Raw genomic sequence first — 18042 nt, forward strand, 5'->3', positions numbered from 1 at the left:
CAATAAATTAAATTTAAAACCAGACAGTTAAGTGTTTTTCTATAATTTATAAATTGCTAAATCTCTTTAAATCAATTAATTTAAGATATTTTTAAAAGAGTAGCACAAGTTTTTCAGTATCTTGGTCTTAAATATTAGGTACGTTTATTGTATTACTTTATCTAATATATAGTGATAAAAGGAATTAGATATGAAAGTTTTAAGATATTTTTGGTTTGTTTTTTTAATTGTAGGAATGACAAATATTTCTGCACAAAAAACAACGGTGACTGCTAATAGCTATGACATTAGCGACAATCTCGACTTGCAAGCAATTGCTTCTATTTTTGGTGAATCTTCAGATTTAGAAGATTTTGAGTTTCGTCTAAATAACCCTGAATTGCGTATTTCTAATTTAGATTTGAATAAAGACGGATATGTAGATTATCTACGTGTTGTGGAATTAGTTGAAGGAAATACCCATTTAATTGTGTTGCAAGCAGTATTGGGAAGAGATAAATATCAAGATGTTGCTACTATTGAGGTAGAGAAAGATCAGCGAAAAGGGAATGTATATGTACAAGTAGTAGGTAATTCATACTTATATGGAGCAAATTATATTTATGAGCCCGTATATATTAGTACACCTCCATTAATATCACTATTCTGGTCTACTTCATATCGACCATATTATTCATCGTGGTATTGGGATTATTATCCAGATTATTATTATAATTACTCACCTTATGCAACCTCTCGTTATGTAACTCATATTCATACACACATCAATTATAGCAATAATTATTTCTACCATCCTTATCGCTATAGTAGTAAAGCTGAGCAAATGTATTCAAACTCGAGAAATAATTATTATGAAAGCCAAAACCCTAATGAATCTTTTGATTCTAGATATGGTAATCAATATACTAATCGTTTTGAAGCTGCAAAGGATAGAAGAGATGGTTCTACGAGAAGTGCTTATTCAGTAAGTGGAACTAACGGTAATACAAATAGTAATTCTAATTATAGAGATATTAACCAAGTAGAAGGAAGTAGATCTTCTTATACTACTAGCAATAATGATGGTGATTATTCGCGTGGAAGCAGTATTAGTGATAATACAACGGATGGTCGTTCTTCGTTTTCTACGGGTAGTAATCGTTCTACTTATAGTAATAGTCGCTCTTCTTATACAAGGGGAAATGCCTCAGGTAATACTACTAATACTTCAGGTAACTATAGTCGATCATCTTACCAAACAAACGGAAGTACTTCTTCGTCAAATAGTAGATCATCTTATCCAAGTAGCAGTAATAGTTCATCAAGTTATAGTAGATCATCTTATCCAAGTAGCAGTAACAGTTCATCAAGTTATAGTAGATCATCTTATCCAAGTAGCAGTAACAGTTCATCAAGTTATAGTAGATCATCTTATCCTAGTAGCAATAGCAGTTCATCAAGTTATAGTAGATCTTCTTATCCTAGCAGCAGCAGTAGCTCGTCTACTAGCTCTAGATCTGGTAATCAAAGTAGATCATCTTATTCAAGATAATAATATACAAATAAGGCTGCCAAGGGCAGCCTTATTTGTATATATTGAGATCATTAATTGAATATTTCGTTTAGAACTTTAGCTAAGCGAACTCCTCCTTTTAATAATTGATCTTCTAGAGTGTCTTTAAAATCGAAATGATATCTATAACTCAAAGCTTCATTCTCATCAATTACACTGTCATAAATAGTGTTAGCAGTAGAATATGAATCATATAACCAATCCTCTAGTGTTCCTGAGGCTAACTCTTTGTTATATGTTTTACCGTGAACATCTAATACTGTAGCATATTCAGTGAAACTATATTTATCAAAATCAACTAATGCAGAGTCCCAAAGACTATGTAAGTTAGTTGGTTTTCTAAACCATTCTATTTTCACTCTATTTCCTCCTAAATCTTCTGATCTACCAACGTGTAATGGTTGGTGAGCATCACCAATTATGTGAATTAAGAAATATAGTTTTTCTTGTTTCTGTTCTTTTGTTAAGTTTTTATTTTTTAGCTCATCTATTAGTATTAGTGCTCTTTTATAAAGATTCTCATCAGTAGAAGCTTGTAATTCTTTATCAAAAGAATCTCTATCAAGATTTCCTTCTACATTGATATAATGCCAACTTTGTGAAAAGTTCCAACTAGGATCTGATTTTATAAAGTCTGGCCAGTTCGCCCAATAGGCTAATTTTTGGTCACCTATAATTTCTTTTAATTGTTTTTTAGCTTTTTTAGATAAATTTCTTTCAGCTATTTCAGCTACAACGCGATGACCTGTTGTACCCCATGCAAATATATTTGTCGTTTGTAACGCAAAAATAGTTACTAGTAGTAATAAAAGTGTTTTTCTCATTTGATTATTCATTAAATAAAGCAATTAATTCAGTTGCTTCGTTTGGTTTCATTTTACCAGCTAATACTAAGCTTAGTTGCTTTCTTCTTAAAGCACCAATGTATCTTTGTTTTTCTATTTCTGTTTCAGGTATAATTTCAGGGATGCTTACAGGATGTCCTGAGTCATCTACAGCAACAAAAGTATATATTGCTTCGTTTGCTTTCTTTTTGTTTCCTGATTCACGATCTTCAATCCATACATCAAGGTATACTTCCATTGAAGAATTGAAGGCACGCGATATTTTTGCTTCTACTGTAACGACACTTCCCAATGGAATAGGTCTGTTAAAGGCAACATGGTTTACAGAGGCAGTAACACAAATTCTACGAGAATGTCTTCTAGCTGCAATACCTGCTGCTCTATCCATTCTAGCAAGTAATTCACCTCCAAACATATTATTCAGTGGATTGGTTTCACCAGGTAAGACTAAATCTGTCATTAAAGTAGTAGATTCTGATACTAATTTCGCTTCCATTTATTTATTGTTTTTCGCAAATATAGAGACAATAAATAAAAAATCCCGAAACTTTATGTTTCAGGATTTTAGTTTAACGTTTTATTTTACAAGTATCCACGCATCACCATTTAAAGTGCGATGAATCTTTCTTAATTCTTTTTGAGCCTCAGCTTGATCTTTATAACCACTATAGGCTACAGGATACATACCGTATTTGGTTCTGTCAAGTGCAACAGCATTTTTAAAACCTTTCTCTTGAAGTTTTTCAGCCTCTTGTTTAGCTGTTTCAGCACTTCTAAAGGCACATGCAATAATGTGGTAAGGCAATGGTGTATCTACTTGTTCTTTTACTGGTAACGCAATTGTTGTGGCAGTTGGTTCTATAATAAAAGTAGCTTGTTGAATTTTGTCATTCACTTTAGTTTGAACATTTTTTTCAATAGTCAAGCTTTGATCATCCAAGTAAGCTTCATAGCTGTTTTTTAATAAGATACCACCTACAGCAAGAATTGAAGCAACAGTAGCCGCATATTTTACAAATACCGTAGTTTTTCTTCTAGCTGATTTTATTGGTTTTACTTCTTTTAATGGAATGATAGGTGTTCTAGCTACTTTTTGTGATGTAATTGATGAAAGTCCAAAAGATGTCTTTAAGAAATTACTATTAGTGCTAGGAGTAAATACTAAATGACCTTCTTTGTTAGCACTAAAATCTCCAATTCCGTCAATTGAAATATTACCAATTGTCTTAATAATTGTATTCCAATTATTAAGTTCATTTTTGATAGAACTGACAGCTTCATCATAACTAATGTTTTCTTGTTTAGCGATATGATTGGCTAATAAACCATCGTTATGCTTTATGTTTACATTAAATGATAGCTTTTTATGAGGAGGGAAAAAAGTTTTAGTCTCTTCATCGTAAAAAGATGACTGGATTTCAGTCAAAAAAGCACCAAAGCCTGGTACGATTACGCACTGGTATCGGTATAATAATGCTGATATGTATTTTTCAATCTTCATACTACAAAGTTACACGAAACATCATCTTAAACAAAAAAATATAAGCTTTCCTATTCTTTTTTTTTAACATTTTCAGTTTGAGTACCTTTTTTTTATTAAGAGAGCATTTGTAAAGTAATTAGTTGGTTTAGTTTATCTTATCGTTAAATCCTTTGCTTGTGGGGGTTATTACAAATTATTTAAAAAGATGGATTAATATTTGAGGATTAGTATGTTGTAATTTGTATTTTTTATGGACGAAGAATTGTTTTATCGACTTGCATTATTAAATGTCGTGGGTATTGGTAGTATTACTGCTAAAAGATTAATCGAATATTTTGGTAGCGCTAAAGCCGTATTTGTCGCTTCACCAAAAGAAATATTACATGTCAATAAAATTGGAGAGACTTTACTCAAGAACCTTTCTAATGCTGTTCCTTTACAACTTGCCGAAGTACAGTTAGCACACATTAGAACAAATAATATCAATGTCATTTCATATGAAGATAGCAATTACCCCTATTTGTTAGGGCAGTGTGAAGATGCTCCTTTATTTCTTTTCTCTACTGGACTTTTTGATTTTAGTGACCGAAAAATCATAAGCATAATTGGTACTCGTAACCCAAGTGGGAGAGGAGTTGCTTTTTGTGAAAAACTGATTGATGATTTACGCGAATTTAATCCTGTAATAGTTAGTGGTTTAGCATATGGAGTAGATGTTTGTGCTCATAATGCTGCTTTAAATTGTGGACTAGATACTTGCGCTGTTCTAGGTCATGGATTAGAGCGTATTTATCCTGAGAAACATATGGCTATTGCTAATAAGATTAAAGATAACGGTGCATTACTAACTGAATTTAATTGGGATAGTAAAATTGATAGAGAAAACTTTATTCAGAGAAATAGAATTGTAGCTGGGATGAGTCAGGCAACTATTGTAATAGAAAGTGCCATTAAAGGTGGCTCAATGAGTACAGTGCGATTTGCAAATGATTACAATAGAGATGTATTTGCTGTTCCAGGGCGTGTTACTGATATAATGAGTCAAGGCTGTAATGAAATTATTCGTTCAAATAGAGGTCAACTCTTATGTTCTGCTACTGATATTATTGAAGCCTTAAATTGGAACCATAAAGAGCGAAAAGCAAAAAGCATTCAACCGCAATTGTTTCTTGATTTAAGTAATGAAGAACAAAAAGTGTATGATTATTTAAAAGAACAAGGTAAGGAGGTTATTGACTTCATAGCTCTTGCTAGTGAGCTGCCTATATACAAAGTTAGTAGTATTCTTCTAGAACTTGAATTGAAAGGATTAGTTCGACCTTTACCAGGTAAGTATTTTGAATTGTATTAAAAGATAAGAGGTGCATTATTGAAAATAGTGCACCTCACTTATTTCTATTTATTTTGCTATTGTACCGTATCCCATTTTTTCTCTTACTTTCTGTAAGGTTCTGTTTGCAACAATTGCTGCTTTTTCAGAACCAATATGAAGCAAGCGATCTACTTCTTCTGGATTGGTGATATAATATTCATATTTTTCACGAACATCTTTAAACTTATCTACAATTAATTCATACAAAGCTTGTTTTGCATGACCATAACCATAGTTACCACCCTCGTAATTTGCTCTCATTTCAGCAATTTGTTCTGGAGTAGCAAGTAGTTTATAGATAGTAAATACATTACAAGTATCTGGATTCTTAGGATCTTCAAGAGGAGTACTGTCAGTCTCAATAGTCATTACTTGTTTTCTTAGTGCTTTATCACTTTGAAAAATATTAATAGTATTATTACGAGATTTACTCATCTTTTGACCATCTGTACCAGGTACAATCATTACTTCTTCCGAAATCTTAGCTTCTGGTAATACAAATGTTTCTCCCATTTGATGATTAAACTTAGAAGCTACATCACGAGTTATTTCTAAATGCTGTAATTGATCTTTACCTACAGGAACATAATTTGCATCATACAGTAAAATGTCTGCAGCCATTAACATAGGATATGTAAATAATCCTGTATTTACATCTGCTAATACCGATGCTTTATCTTTAAATGAATGTGCTAATGTTAATCGTTGGAAAGGAAAAAAGCAACTTAAGTACCAAGTTAGCTCAGTCGTTTGCGGTACATCTGACTGGCGGTAAAAAGTTACATGATTAACGTCTAAACCACAAGCAAGCCAAGTTGCCGCAACACTATAGGTGTTTTCTTGTAATGTTTTTGGATCTTTTATTTGTGTTGCTGAATGTAGATTCGCAATAAAAATAAAAGACTCATTCTCTTTGTTATTAGCCATTTCTACCGCTGGTAGAATAGCTCCTAAGAGATTCCCTAAGTGTGGAGTTCCTGTACTTTGAACTCCTGTTAGAATTTTAGCCATTGCGTGATATTATATTTATAAAGTAGCAAAGATAATTCTTTTGAAATTTACTTACCTTGTTTTTTAGTAGTTATTGTATTAATCAAATTGATTAATCCTTATTTTTGGAAGTAATTTTTTATAAAGTACGATTTATCTCTATGAGAATATTAAGAACAATATTAAGTTGTATATGGCGATTGTGGTTTTATGTTTGGATGGCAATCGTTATTATTTTATTAAGTCCTTTTTTATTAGCAACGATATGGAGCGAAAAGACTTATCCTTATTTTTATAGAGTAGCCCGGATTTGGGCTGTAATGACTTTTTACGGTATAGGAATGCGTTGTGAGGTTAAGTATTTACAGAAGCTTGAGAAGGGTAAGAGTTATATGTTTATTGCTAATCATACCTCTATGCTTGATATAATGATGATGTATATGGTGGTAAAAGTTAATCCTTTTGTCTTTGTAGGAAAGAAAGAGCTTGCAAAACTTCCTTTATTTGGGTTTTTTTATAAGAAAACTTGTATTCTCGTAGATCGTTCAGACGCCAAGAGCCGTTATCAAGTTTTTAAAGAAGCACAAGAGCGTTTGGATAAGGGGTTAAGTATTTGCATATTCCCTGAGGGAGGGGTACCAGATGACAGAGATATTATTCTAGATACATTTAAAGATGGTGCTTTTAGATTAGCTATAGATTATCAAATTCCAATTGTACCAATAGCATTTGGTAAGTTGAAATTTCACTTTCCATTTATTTGGGGAATTGGCTATCCTGGCAATGTACCTGCATTAGTCTTGCCTTTTATAGAGACTAAAGGAAAAGGACAAGATGACAAAAAAGAATTAAAAACGATAGCTTATAATACTATATATGAACCTGTGGATACATGGGAAAAGGAGTATAAAAAGAAAAGAGAGGTATAACCTCTCTTTTCTTTTTATCTAAATTTATTTTTCTTGAAGTTCTATTATACCAGCTCCTGAAAGCTTTCCTGAATTGCTTACAAAGTCATTCATTGCTTGGTTTTGCTCTGTAGTGTTTTTTCCATAATCGACATCTATTTTTGATCTTTTCATCGATAGGTCAAATAATTCTTTTTGAATTTCTTTTTGACGACTTTTATCTTCAGAATGGATGCGTTCATTTACTAATTCTAACTCTTTTTTATAAGAGTTAATTAATTCCTCATTGTCGATATTTGGGATGGCTACTTCTGTAATAGCTATTTCAGTAATAGTATTCTCACCATTAATATCCTTGTTCTCTAGATGAAAGTTTTTATACTCCTCTTCTGCTTCACTTGATATGAAATCTATGAACTCTTGCTTAGTGAAAAATTTATTATAAAAGTTCCCAACAGACGTCTTATTATGAGTGATCATTTCTTCAGGATATGGCGTTCCAAGCTCATAAGTACATCTGTAGAAGTTATTATCAATAAAAAGCGCATTAGTTGACTTAATATTATCTTCATACAAGATACCATCAATATAGACTGGGCGACTTAATGATTTGAATTTATCAAAGTTTCCTTCAGTAGCATATACCATTGAGTAAATATAATGAGGTTCTAGAGTTGGGTTTATTATACCTCCTGTGTTTGTACTAAAAACGTTGAATAAAGTTTTCTTACCATTGTATACAAGATTGTGCTTACCAGGTAAGATTTTTATATCTTGAAAAGAATTAGCTGCAAGTATGTAGTCCTTGTCATCTATTGTTACAGTAATTTCTTTATCTGTTGGATTAGACAATTGGAATTTATGGTTTTTGAATGCATCGTCACAACTGATAAATGCCATAATTGTTAGCATAAAAGCTAATAATCGTAATTTCATATTGTTTGTTTTTGTATTTAAAGAATACAAAAGTAAGAAATTCACTTTTATTCTATATCCCTAATTATAGCGAATACTTGTGCTTAGTAAAGTGATTATTTTCATGAATGCATAAAAAAAGTCGATTCTTATTTGAATCGACTTTTAAATATTAAGCTTCTTTGTTCTGTATTATTTCTTTTATTTTAACTTCAAGTTCTTCCATAAGTTCTGGATTATCCTTGATTAATGCTTTTACAGCATCTCTACCTTGACCTAGTTTCGTATCGCCATAGCTAAACCATGATCCACTTTTCTTAACAACTTCGTACTCTACTGCTAAGTCTAATATTTCACCTACTTTAGAAACACCTTCACCATACATTACATCAAATTCAGCTGTACGGAACGGCGGAGCTACTTTATTCTTAACAATCTTAACTTTAGTTCTATTACCAATAACGTTATCTCCATCTTTTATCTGAGTAGATTTACGAATATCTACACGTACTGAAGCATAGAATTTTAATGCATTCCCTCCAGTAGTAGTTTCTGGGCTACCAAACATTACCCCAATCTTATCACGAAGTTGGTTAATAAAAAATACCGTACAGTTAGTTTTACTAATTGTTGAGGTAAGTTTACGCAATGCTTGAGACATTAAACGAGCATGTAATCCCATTTTAGAATCTCCCATTTCTCCTTCTATTTCACTTTTTGGAGTTAATGCTGCAACAGAGTCAATTACTACAATATCAATTGCTCCAGAACGAATTAAGTTTTCTGCAATTTCTAATGCTTGCTCTCCATTATCAGGTTGAGATATAATTAAGTTATCAATATCAATTCCTAATTTTTGTGCGTAGAAACGATCAAAAGCATGTTCTGCATCTATAAATGCTGCTATTCCTCCAGCTTTTTGTGCTTCTGCAATTGCATGTAGTGTCAATGTAGTTTTACCAGATGACTCAGGTCCATAAATTTCAATAATTCTTCCTTTAGGATAACCACCAACACCTAGTGCTAAGTCAATTCCAAGAGATCCAGAAGAAATTACCTCCATTTCTTCTATTGCGGTATCCCCTAATTTCATCACCGTTCCTTTACCGTATGTCTTGTCTAATTTATCTAACGTTAATTGTAACGCTTTTAATTTGGCTTCTTTATCTGCACTCATTTTTTTAAAAATAGGTTCTTACTGATGTAAAAGTAAGATAAAAAATTAAGAGTTCAAGATTAAGTTATTATTATGCTATAAAATATAGCAAGTTTTTGTTTGTGTTTTGCTATGGGTTTGTTGCGCTTATTTTTGGCACAAAGATTTGACATTAGAATATAATATGGAATTTACAGCTTCTCCTTTATTTTTATTGGATTAATAAGAGTGGAGTCATCTTGACTTTTTGGTTTTCTGTAAACTCTTAAGCTATGTGAGCAAAGAAAGAATCACCTCACTTTTTTTAAACCCTAAAAATCGTATCTAATTAACTTACAGATCTTTAATATATAAATAATTTATTGAGCTATAATTTGAATACTTGCCAAAGCCAGTATTCATAGGTATTAGAGCGAAATCCTTCAACACTTCTTCAACATTTCCCCATGATTGCTCCATATAGAGGGCTGGTTATTGAAGGAATCTTGAAGAACTGTTGGCGCATTGTTGAAAAAATCATATCTTCTATAGTAATAAATGTATACAAGTAATCTATTATTTCAAGGATCATTTTAGACACTTTTATTTATAAATACTTTTAAAATAGTTTGAAAATTAAACGCTGTAATGAATTAGATGAGCGATAATTAACATGAAATTATCTTGACTTTTAGTGTTTTGAAATTACTATAAGCCTTATTTATTTTACAAAAGTCAAGATGACCTCAATATTGTAGAATATGTTTATAGTTATTTATTGTATAAGTAATTCTTTATTAGGAATTTTGTAGCAAATCAAATAACAATGAAATTATCAATTCTTGCTTACGGAAACAAAGCATTAAAAGAAGACTGTACTCCAATTACACCTGATTTTCCAGAACTAGATTTATTGATTGATAATATGTGGGAAACGATGGAGGGTGCTTATGGTTGTGGTTTGGCAGCACCACAAATTGACAAAACAATTCAACTTTTTGTAGTAGATAGTATTATAATGTATGAAAATGCTGATGATGAAGATAGAAAACGAAATTTTGTAGAAGGCGATACAGGAATACGTGAGACATTTATTAACGCTAAGATAATTGGAAAATCTGATGAAACTTGGGATGAAATAGAAGGATGCTTAAGTATTCCTGATATATTTAAGCGAGTTACTCGTCCTTGGTCTATTACTATTGAGTATCAAGATAGGGAGTTTAATAAGCATTTAAAAACTTTTTACGGAACTACAGCTAGGGTTATACAGCATGAATATGATCATACTAGAGGTGTTTTATTTACCGACCGCTTGAGTTCTTTAGGTAAGAAACTTATTAATAATAAGTTGACTAAAATTATGTCAGGCAAAGTATTTACTGATTATAAAATGAAATTATAAAAAAAAAGCTGAGAGTATATCTCAGCTTTTTTTGTAAAGTAATTAGTATAAAAGATTATCTCTTTCTATGTCTATTATGAAATATTTAGAATAGTTTGACAAAAGGGAAAAAAGAAAAGATTTTACATTTCTTATTTTCCCTAATGAGTATAAAAAATATAGTTACTATTTATTTAAGAATGTAAAACTATTAGCTGCCCAATTTCCAATAATAGGCAATGGCTTTTTCTTCTCATTAGCCGCATTAATAATACCAATAATCATCAATACTAAAAATACATATCCGATGTAACCGATAACTGCTAAACTAGGTAGAATACTTAATACTATTGTAATGATGATTTGAACGATAAAAGAAACAATAATTAAACCTAATGACTGTTTTAAGTGATATTTTAATAAATCATCTGCTTTTTCTTTTCCTACAAAAAATGCAATAAGCCATCCAATAAGTGTAATGTAAGATACGATTGATAATGTTTTGTTATTCATAGTGGGTAATTTTTTTAATTAATATGTATTAATATATTGGTTACTTAAATTGTACATGACAAAATTATTAAACCCCTAGTTTCTTAAAATAGCTATTATTAGTGGTTTTTAAGATTTCTATAACTTATAGTGCTATTTTTCAATGTTATTTAAAGTACTATATGATTTTACAATTAATTATTTCTCTCTGAAAGTGAGGCTTTTTTTATGAGTAGATGTTAATGAGAAATTTTATTGAATTAAAATTCAAAGTATTATCTTTGCCGAGAAATTCTTCCATTTAGGATTTTAAAAAAATAGTAATAATTCTACACTTAAAATTATATAGCATGCAACTGTATAACACCTTAAGCGCAGAAGAAAGAGCTGAACTTATTGAGCAAGCTGGCGAGAATCGTCTGACTTTATCTTTCTATGCGTACGCTAAAATCGAAGACCCACAACAATTTAGAGATGATTTATTCCTTGCTTGGAATGCACTTGATGCCTTAGGACGTATATACGTTGCGCATGAGGGTATTAATGCACAAATGTCTGTTCCAGCATCTAAATTTGATGAATTCAGAGCTACTTTAGAAGAGTATGACTTTATGAGAGGCATCAGATTAAATGTGGCTGTTGAGCACGATGACTTATCATTTTTAAAGTTAACAGTAAAAGTTAGAAACAAGATTGTTGCTGATGGTCTTAACGATGATACCTTTGATGTTACAAATAAAGGAATTCATTTAAAAGCAAAAGAGTTTAATGAACTTCTGGCAGATCCTAATACAGTAGTAGTGGATTTTCGAAATCACTATGAAAGTGAAGTAGGGCACTTTGTAGGTGCAATTACTCCTGATGTTGACACTTTTAGAGAGTCTCTTCCGATTATTAAAGAACAGTTAGAGGAGATTAAAGAAGAGAAGAACCTATTAATGTACTGTACTGGTGGTATTCGCTGTGAGAAAGCATCTGCTTATTTTAAACATCACGGATTCAAGAATGTTTACCAATTAGAGGGGGGAATTATCGAGTATACTCGTCAAGTTAAGGCTGAAGGTCTTGAAAGTAAATTTATTGGTAAAAACTTTGTTTTTGACCACCGTTTAGGGGAAAGAATTACTGATGACGTGATTGCTAATTGCCATCAATGTGGTAAACCTTGTGATACACACGTTAACTGTGCTAATGAAGCTTGTCATTTATTGTTTATACAATGTGATGAATGCGCTGAAAAAATGCACGGTTGTTGTTCTGATCACTGTTTAGAAGTTATTCAGTTACCAGAAGAAGAACAAAAACGTCTACGTCAAGGTGTTCAAAAAGGGAATTTAATATTCAAAAAGGGAAGATCAGAATCTTTACAGTTTCAAAAGGAGCGCAATGTTTTTGAAGAGATAAAGGCTGTAAAAGTTAGTACAGTTACGCAAATCAGAAAAAAACAAGCTGAGAAAAAAATCTTGGTAGGTGTGGCTCAACATTACTTTACTAAAGTTAGTGTAGGGCAATTTGAAATAAACAAAGAGATTAAAGTAGGTGATAAAATTGCCATTGTAGGTCCAACGACAGGCGACGAGCGTTTGACTATTGAAAAAATGATGGTAAATGGTACAGAAGTTAAAGAGGCGAAAGAAGGGGATAGAATGACAATGGAGTTAAACTTCCGTATTCGAAAAAACGATCAAGTATACAAAATAATAGACTAATAAGATTAATATGACAGTTTCAGGAAGAATTGAGTTAATGGCTCCTGCAGGTAATTTTGAATCTTTACAAGCCGCACTAGACAACGGTGCTGATTCAGTTTACTTTGGAGTTGATCAATTGAATATGCGTGCACGTTCAACAGTCAATTTCTCAATTGATGATTTGGAGGAGATTGCAAGACGTTGTAAAGAAAAAAATGTAAGAACTTATTTAACGTTGAATACGATTATTTATGACCACGATTTATCAGTAGTCAAAGTATTGTTGAATAAGGCAAAAGAAGCTGGGCTTACTGCTGTTATCGCAGCGGATCAAGCTGTTATTGCTTCTGCTAGAGCAATAGGTTTAGAAGTACATATTTCTACACAATTGAATGTAACGAATATTGAAACTGTTAAGTTCTATAGTTTATTTGCTGACACGATAGTATTATCACGTGAGTTGAGTTTGCGACAAGTAAAGAAAATTACTGAAGCAATAGAGCGTGAACAAGTTAAGGGACCTTCTGGAAATCTTGTAGAGATTGAGATATTTGGTCATGGAGCTTTATGTATGGCGGTATCTGGTAAGTGTTATTTGAGTCTGCATTCACATAACTCTTCTGCGAATAGAGGAGCTTGTAAGCAGAATTGTAGAAAGAAATACACTGTAATTGACCAAGAAAGTGGTTTCGAAATTGAAATAGACAATGAGTATATGATGTCTCCTAAAGACTTATGTACTTTAGATTTCTTAGATCAAGTAATTGATGCAGGTGCTAAAGTATTAAAGTTAGAGGGGCGCGGGCGTGCTCCTGAATATGTGGCTACTGTTGTACGTACTTATAGAGAAGCTATTGATGCTATAGCTGAAGGTACTTACTCAGAAGAAAAAGTGGCTGAATGGATGAAAGCTTTAGAGACTGTTTACAATCGCGGTTTTTGGAGTGGTTATTATCTAGGTCAAAAACTTGGTGAATGGAGTGACAATCCTGGAAGTAACGCTACACAGAAAAAAGTATATGTAGGAAAAGCGGCTCACTATTTTCAAAAAGCTTCTATTGGAGAGTTTAAGATCGAAGCCTATGATATTAAAATAGGAGATAAGATTTTAATTACTGGACCTAGTACCGGCGCACAAGAACTTGTTATCGAAGAAATGTATGTCAATGAAAAGGCAGTCGAGAAAGCGACAAAAGGTGATGATTGTACTTTTAAATTGCCTTTCCGTATTCGTCTGTCAGATAAGTTGTATAAAATTGTTGAAGCATAATGATAGTCGTTACCTTACAGAGAGATAAATGTATTGGTTGTAACTATTGTGTTGAAGTTGCGCCACAACAATTTCAAATGTCCAAGAAAGACGGTAAAACGGTATTGTTAAAATCGGTGAACAATAAGGGATTTCATACTTTAAAGTCACCTGATTATACTATATTAGATAGTTGTGAGCAGGCAGAAAAGGTTTGTCCTGTTCATATTATTAAAGTTAAAGATATTTAATATGAGAAAGATATATTACTTAAGCACTTGTGGTACTTGTAAGCGTATTTTAAGTGAAATGCCTGATTTAGATACTTTCGAGTTACAAGAAATTAAAAAGAATCCTGTAACTGAATCTCAATTAGAAGAAATGTACAAACTTGTTGGTAGTTATGAGAAACTATTTAATAAGAGAGCACAATTGTATAAAAGTGAGGGGTTAAAAGATAAGAATTTTCAAGAGGAAGACTTTAAAAAACTTATTCTTGAGCAATATACTTTCTTGAATCGTCCCGTAATGTTTATTGATGGTGTTATTTACGTGGGAAATAGCAAGAAAACAGTAGAAGCTGCCATAGAGCAAGTTAAGAAGAAGTAAGAAATAAAATATTATCTCTATATAATACCCCAATAAGTTCACACTTATTGGGGTGTTTTTTTTATATTCTCATGCGCAGACAAGATTCCTTTCTTAGATTCCTTCTACTTTTGTAGTCTTATGTAATAGATTAAATTATGAGACAAGTAATATTATATATTTCATGCAGTATTGATGGTTATATCGCCCAAGTAAACGATGATTTAAGTTTTTTAAATATTGTTGCACAGGAAGGTGAAGATTATGGATATAATTCATTCATTTCATCTGTAGACACTGTTATTTTAGGTAAGCGAACTTATGATTGGGTTACTAAGGCAACAGGTGAGTATCATCATTTGGACAAAGAAAGCTATGTAATAACTCATCGTGAATTACCGAAAGAAGGGAATGTTCATTTTTATAATGGTGATATTAGTGAATTAATTATGAGTTTGAAAAAAAAGCAGGGAGCGAATATCTTTTGCGATGGGGGCGCGCAGATAGTACATGCTTTGCTAAACGAGAGATTGATAGATGAGGTTATTATTTCGTTTATACCTATTCTATTAGGTGGAGGGATAAAGCTCTTTAATGAAGGATTTCCACTTCAAAACTTAAAATTGCTTTCTTCTAAAAATTATCCTTCAGGGTTAGTACAACTACATTATTCTATTTTGAAATAGACTTATAGATTATAAAAATGCTCCTATTGTTAAAATTTCGACAGAAGAACAAATATAAATATAGAATGGTATCTTTTTTGATATTATTTAATATGTGTTTTTATTATAAATTATTATTGAAAATCAAAAATATAAATTAACCTATATTGTTGGTTTATAGTAATTTATGGTGTTGTGTAAAAAAATATTTGTTTTTTTATGTGACCAAATGTGAATCTTGCTGTCTTAATATCGAAACGAAAGGGAGAAATTGCTATGAAATCCTTTCGAAAAGTGTTTTTAAGTGTATAGTGAATTTGGTTGGAATTTACATTAAACGGACTATAATCGAATTTAGGGGTAAAGTAGATTTAGACGTGTAAATTTTTAAGTCACTATGGTGAGTATTACAAGTTGTAATGCTTTTCAGTTATGATTGTTTTGGTTTTACTTCAGTACAAGTTAGATTGAATTATGTTGAAGTAAGAAATTAAAAAGAGGGAGCTTGCTCCCTCTTTTTTTGTTTGAAACTTTTTTTATGTGTTATATAATTCTCTTTTTTTTAAGATTTTGTTCTCGTTTAGGATGATTTTATACTATAATAGAGCTATTTAGTTGAGATTTTAGTACCTTTGTGGCTATTATTTTTTTAGAATATGATACATTCGATGACCGGATTCGGTAAGGCATGTTTGCAATTACCTACCAAAAAAATCACAGTAGAGGTTAAGTCTTTAAACAGTAAAAATTTAGATTTAAATGTACGTCTACCTTTGACTTATAGAGAAAAGGAATTACCACTTCGCAATGTAATTGCTCAAGAATTAGAAAGAGGAAAAGTTGACTTTTCTTTGTATTGCGAAATTACTGCTGAGGAGACATCTAATAAGATTAATGGTCCGATTGTATTATCGTATATCAAACAAATGCAAGAGATTATTCCTGATGCTGACGCAACAGAATTAATGAAGATGGCTGTAAGAATGCCTGATGCATTAAAAGTAGAGCGTTTAGAATTAGATGAAAATGAATGGACTGAAATTGAAAAAGTAATAAAAGAAGCATTAGTAATATTAATGAGTTTAGACTTAGTGAAGGGCGTTCTTTAGAGAATGACTTTAGAATCCGTATTGCTAATATAAATGATGCTTTACAACAAGTAATTGAGTTAGATCACGAAAGAATTCTTACTGTTAAGGAAAGACTTCGCAATAATTTGCAAGAACTTCAGGTAACAGTAGATGAAAACCGTTTTGAACAAGAGGTGATTTACTATCTTGAAAAAATGGATATTACAGAAGAGAAAGTTCGTCTTACTAAACATTTGGAGTACTTCTTAGAAACCTTGAATGGCAAAGAAGCTAATGGACGTAAACTTGGTTTTATTTCTCAAGAAATGGGACGAGAGATTAATACGATGGGTTCTAAATCTAATCATGCAGAAATGCAAAAGTTAGTTGTTAGAATGAAAGATGAACTAGAGAAGATTAAAGAACAAGTTTTAAACGTTCTATAATTCTTATATAAATATTATTTGAAGCTTTTATTATGAAGAAAGGTAAACTAATTGTTTTTTCTGCACCTTCAGGATCTGGGAAGACAACGATTGTAAGACATTTACTTGAGCAAGAAGATTTGAACTTAGAATTTTCTATTTCATGTACTTCTAGAGCTCCTAGAGGAGAAGAGATTAACGGAAAAGACTATTATTTCATCTCCTTAGAGGATTTCAAAAAGCATATTAAAAATGAAGACTTCTTAGAATGGGAAGAAGTATATCGCGATAATTTTTATGGAACGCTTAAGTCTGAAGTTGAAAGAATATGGGCGGAAGGAAAGAATGTAATATTTGATATTGATGTAGCTGGAGGATTGCGTATTAAACGTAAGTTTCCTGAAGAAACTATTGCAGTATTTGTAAAACCACCAAGCATTGACGAATTAAAAATACGCTTGAAAAAACGTTCTACAGAAAGTGATGATAAAATAAATATGCGTATTGCTAAAGCATCTGTCGAATTAGCTACTGCTCCTCAGTTCGATAAGATTATTAAGAACTACGACTTAGATACAGCTAAAGCAGAAGCTACTCAGCTAGTAAAAGATTTTATACAATCAGAAAAATAGAATAATATTATTATGAAGGTTGGTTTATACTTTGGTACGTTTAACCCTATACACGTTGGTCATCTAGTTATTGCAAACCATATGGTGCAATATACTGATTTAGATGAGGTGTGGATGGTAGTAACTCCTCATAGTCCTTTAAAGAAGAAAAAAGGCTTGCTAGAAGATTTTCATAGAATACATATGGTAAATTTAGCAACTACGGACTATGATTATATAAAACCTTCTGATATAGAATTTAATTTGCCTCAGCCGAATTATACTATTAATACGATGGCTCATTTACACGAGCGATATCCAAAGTATGAATTTGCTTTATTAATGGGGCAAGATAACCTAGATAGTTTTCCAAAATGGAAGAATTATGAGGTGTTACTAGAGCGTTATTCGATTTATGTCTATCCTCGAATATTTGAAGATAGAATGGAGAGTAATCCTCTTTTGTCTCATCCTAATATTCACTTAGTAGAGAATGCTCCTATTATGGAGATTTCAGCTACCTTCATTAGGGATTCTATTAAGAATGGAAAAAATATAGAACCACTATTAGATAAAGAGGTCTGGAAATATATAGATCACAATCTATTCTATAAGAAATAAATATGTATAAAAAAAGGAATGCATTTAAGCATTCCATACTACGTGT

The 18042-nt window shown here is 31.7% G+C and carries 18 protein-coding genes and 1 pseudogene; 12 read left to right on the plus strand and 7 right to left on the minus strand.

The features are described from left to right. Positions 1-190 precede the first annotated feature (190 nt). Positions 191-1531, plus strand: coding sequence for a hypothetical protein (locus RH98_RS04950; protein ID WP_010251176.1), 1341 nt, complete (start codon positions 191-193; stop codon positions 1529-1531). A gap of 53 nt (positions 1532-1584) precedes the next feature. Here RH98_RS04950 and RH98_RS04955 read toward each other — a convergent pair whose 3' ends face one another. From RH98_RS04955 to RH98_RS04965, 3 genes are all read right to left on the minus strand, one after another. Next, a complete protein-coding gene (locus tag RH98_RS04955) occupies positions 1585-2376 on the minus strand; it encodes a S1/P1 nuclease (RefSeq protein WP_026038747.1) in 792 nt (263 codons plus the stop codon). Positions 2377-2380: 4 nt separating this feature from the next. Continuing rightward, entirely contained in the window at positions 2381-2893 is a 513-nt protein-coding gene (locus RH98_RS04960; protein ID WP_010251180.1) for an acyl-CoA thioesterase, read from the minus strand. 81 nt (positions 2894-2974) lie between these two features. Next, a complete protein-coding gene (locus RH98_RS04965) occupies positions 2975-3898 on the minus strand; it encodes an HU domain-containing protein (protein WP_010251182.1) in 924 nt (307 codons plus the stop codon). 232 nt (positions 3899-4130) lie between these two features. On the opposite strand from RH98_RS04965, the gene dprA reads away from it, so the two are divergent. Further along, positions 4131-5231, plus strand: a complete 1101-nt coding sequence (gene dprA / locus RH98_RS04970; protein ID WP_010251185.1) for a DNA-processing protein DprA — start codon at positions 4131-4133, stop codon at positions 5229-5231. Positions 5232-5279: 48 nt separating this feature from the next. Here dprA and trpS read toward each other — a convergent pair whose 3' ends face one another. Next, the gene (gene trpS / locus RH98_RS04975) at positions 5280-6263 is read right to left on the minus strand and encodes a tryptophan--tRNA ligase (protein WP_010251188.1); all 984 of its coding nucleotides are present in this window, start codon (positions 6261-6263) and stop codon (positions 5280-5282) included. A gap of 140 nt (positions 6264-6403) precedes the next feature. On the opposite strand from trpS, the gene RH98_RS04980 reads away from it, so the two are divergent. Continuing rightward, a complete protein-coding gene (locus tag RH98_RS04980) occupies positions 6404-7171 on the plus strand; it encodes a lysophospholipid acyltransferase family protein (RefSeq protein WP_010251190.1) in 768 nt (255 codons plus the stop codon). Positions 7172-7195: 24 nt separating this feature from the next. Here RH98_RS04980 and RH98_RS04985 read toward each other — a convergent pair whose 3' ends face one another. Together RH98_RS04985 and recA are read right to left on the minus strand one after the other, a co-directional pair. Then, positions 7196-8086, minus strand: a complete 891-nt coding sequence (locus tag RH98_RS04985; RefSeq protein WP_010251192.1) for a hypothetical protein — start codon at positions 8084-8086, stop codon at positions 7196-7198. A gap of 151 nt (positions 8087-8237) precedes the next feature. Next, positions 8238-9242 (minus strand): recombinase RecA, encoded by a 1005-nt coding sequence (gene recA, locus RH98_RS04990; RefSeq protein ID WP_010251194.1) that lies wholly within the window; start codon positions 9240-9242, stop codon positions 8238-8240. A 784-nt stretch (positions 9243-10026) separates the two neighbouring features. Here recA and def point away from each other — a divergent pair. Continuing rightward, positions 10027-10605: a peptide deformylase gene (gene def, locus RH98_RS04995; protein ID WP_010251196.1), complete on the plus strand. Its 579-nt coding sequence runs from the start codon at positions 10027-10029 to the stop codon at positions 10603-10605. A gap of 165 nt (positions 10606-10770) precedes the next feature. Here the strand turns inward: def and RH98_RS05000 are convergent, their stop codons facing one another. Beyond that, entirely contained in the window at positions 10771-11097 is a 327-nt protein-coding gene (locus RH98_RS05000) for a magnetosome magnetite crystal formation protein family (RefSeq protein ID WP_010251198.1), read from the minus strand. Between the two features lie 329 nt (positions 11098-11426). Between RH98_RS05000 and trhO the strand changes: the two genes are divergently transcribed. The 8 genes and pseudogenes from trhO to nadD all read left to right on the plus strand — a co-directional run bounded on the left by trhO (position 11427) and on the right by nadD (position 17996). After that, a complete protein-coding gene (trhO, locus tag RH98_RS05005; RefSeq protein WP_010251200.1) occupies positions 11427-12785 on the plus strand; it encodes an oxygen-dependent tRNA uridine(34) hydroxylase TrhO in 1359 nt (452 codons plus the stop codon). A 10-nt stretch (positions 12786-12795) separates the two neighbouring features. Beyond that, positions 12796-14037: a peptidase U32 family protein gene (locus RH98_RS05010; RefSeq protein WP_010251203.1), complete on the plus strand. Its 1242-nt coding sequence runs from the start codon at positions 12796-12798 to the stop codon at positions 14035-14037. Continuing rightward, on the plus strand, positions 14037-14267 hold the full coding sequence (locus tag RH98_RS05015; protein ID WP_010251205.1) for a ferredoxin: 231 nt from the start codon (positions 14037-14039) through the stop codon (positions 14265-14267). The genes RH98_RS05010 and RH98_RS05015 overlap by 1 nt, the downstream gene beginning before the upstream one ends. 1 nt (position 14268) lies before the next feature. Then, positions 14269-14625, plus strand: a complete 357-nt coding sequence (locus tag RH98_RS05020) for an arsenate reductase family protein (RefSeq protein ID WP_010251207.1) — start codon at positions 14269-14271, stop codon at positions 14623-14625. 137 nt (positions 14626-14762) lie between these two features. After that, on the plus strand, positions 14763-15290 hold the full coding sequence (locus RH98_RS05025; RefSeq protein WP_010251209.1) for a dihydrofolate reductase family protein: 528 nt from the start codon (positions 14763-14765) through the stop codon (positions 15288-15290). Positions 15291-15937: 647 nt separating this feature from the next. Continuing rightward, positions 15938-16785: pseudogene (locus tag RH98_RS05030) on the plus strand (YicC/YloC family endoribonuclease). 32 nt (positions 16786-16817) lie between these two features. Beyond that, the gene (gene gmk, locus RH98_RS05035; protein ID WP_010251211.1) at positions 16818-17396 is read left to right on the plus strand and encodes a guanylate kinase; all 579 of its coding nucleotides are present in this window, start codon (positions 16818-16820) and stop codon (positions 17394-17396) included. A gap of 12 nt (positions 17397-17408) precedes the next feature. Further along, a complete protein-coding gene (gene nadD / locus RH98_RS05040; protein WP_010251213.1) occupies positions 17409-17996 on the plus strand; it encodes a nicotinate (nicotinamide) nucleotide adenylyltransferase in 588 nt (195 codons plus the stop codon). Positions 17997-18042 lie beyond the last annotated feature (46 nt).

Source organism: Myroides injenensis M09-0166, assembly GCF_000246945.1.
Lineage (GTDB): Bacteria > Bacteroidota > Bacteroidia > Flavobacteriales > Flavobacteriaceae > Flavobacterium > Flavobacterium injenense.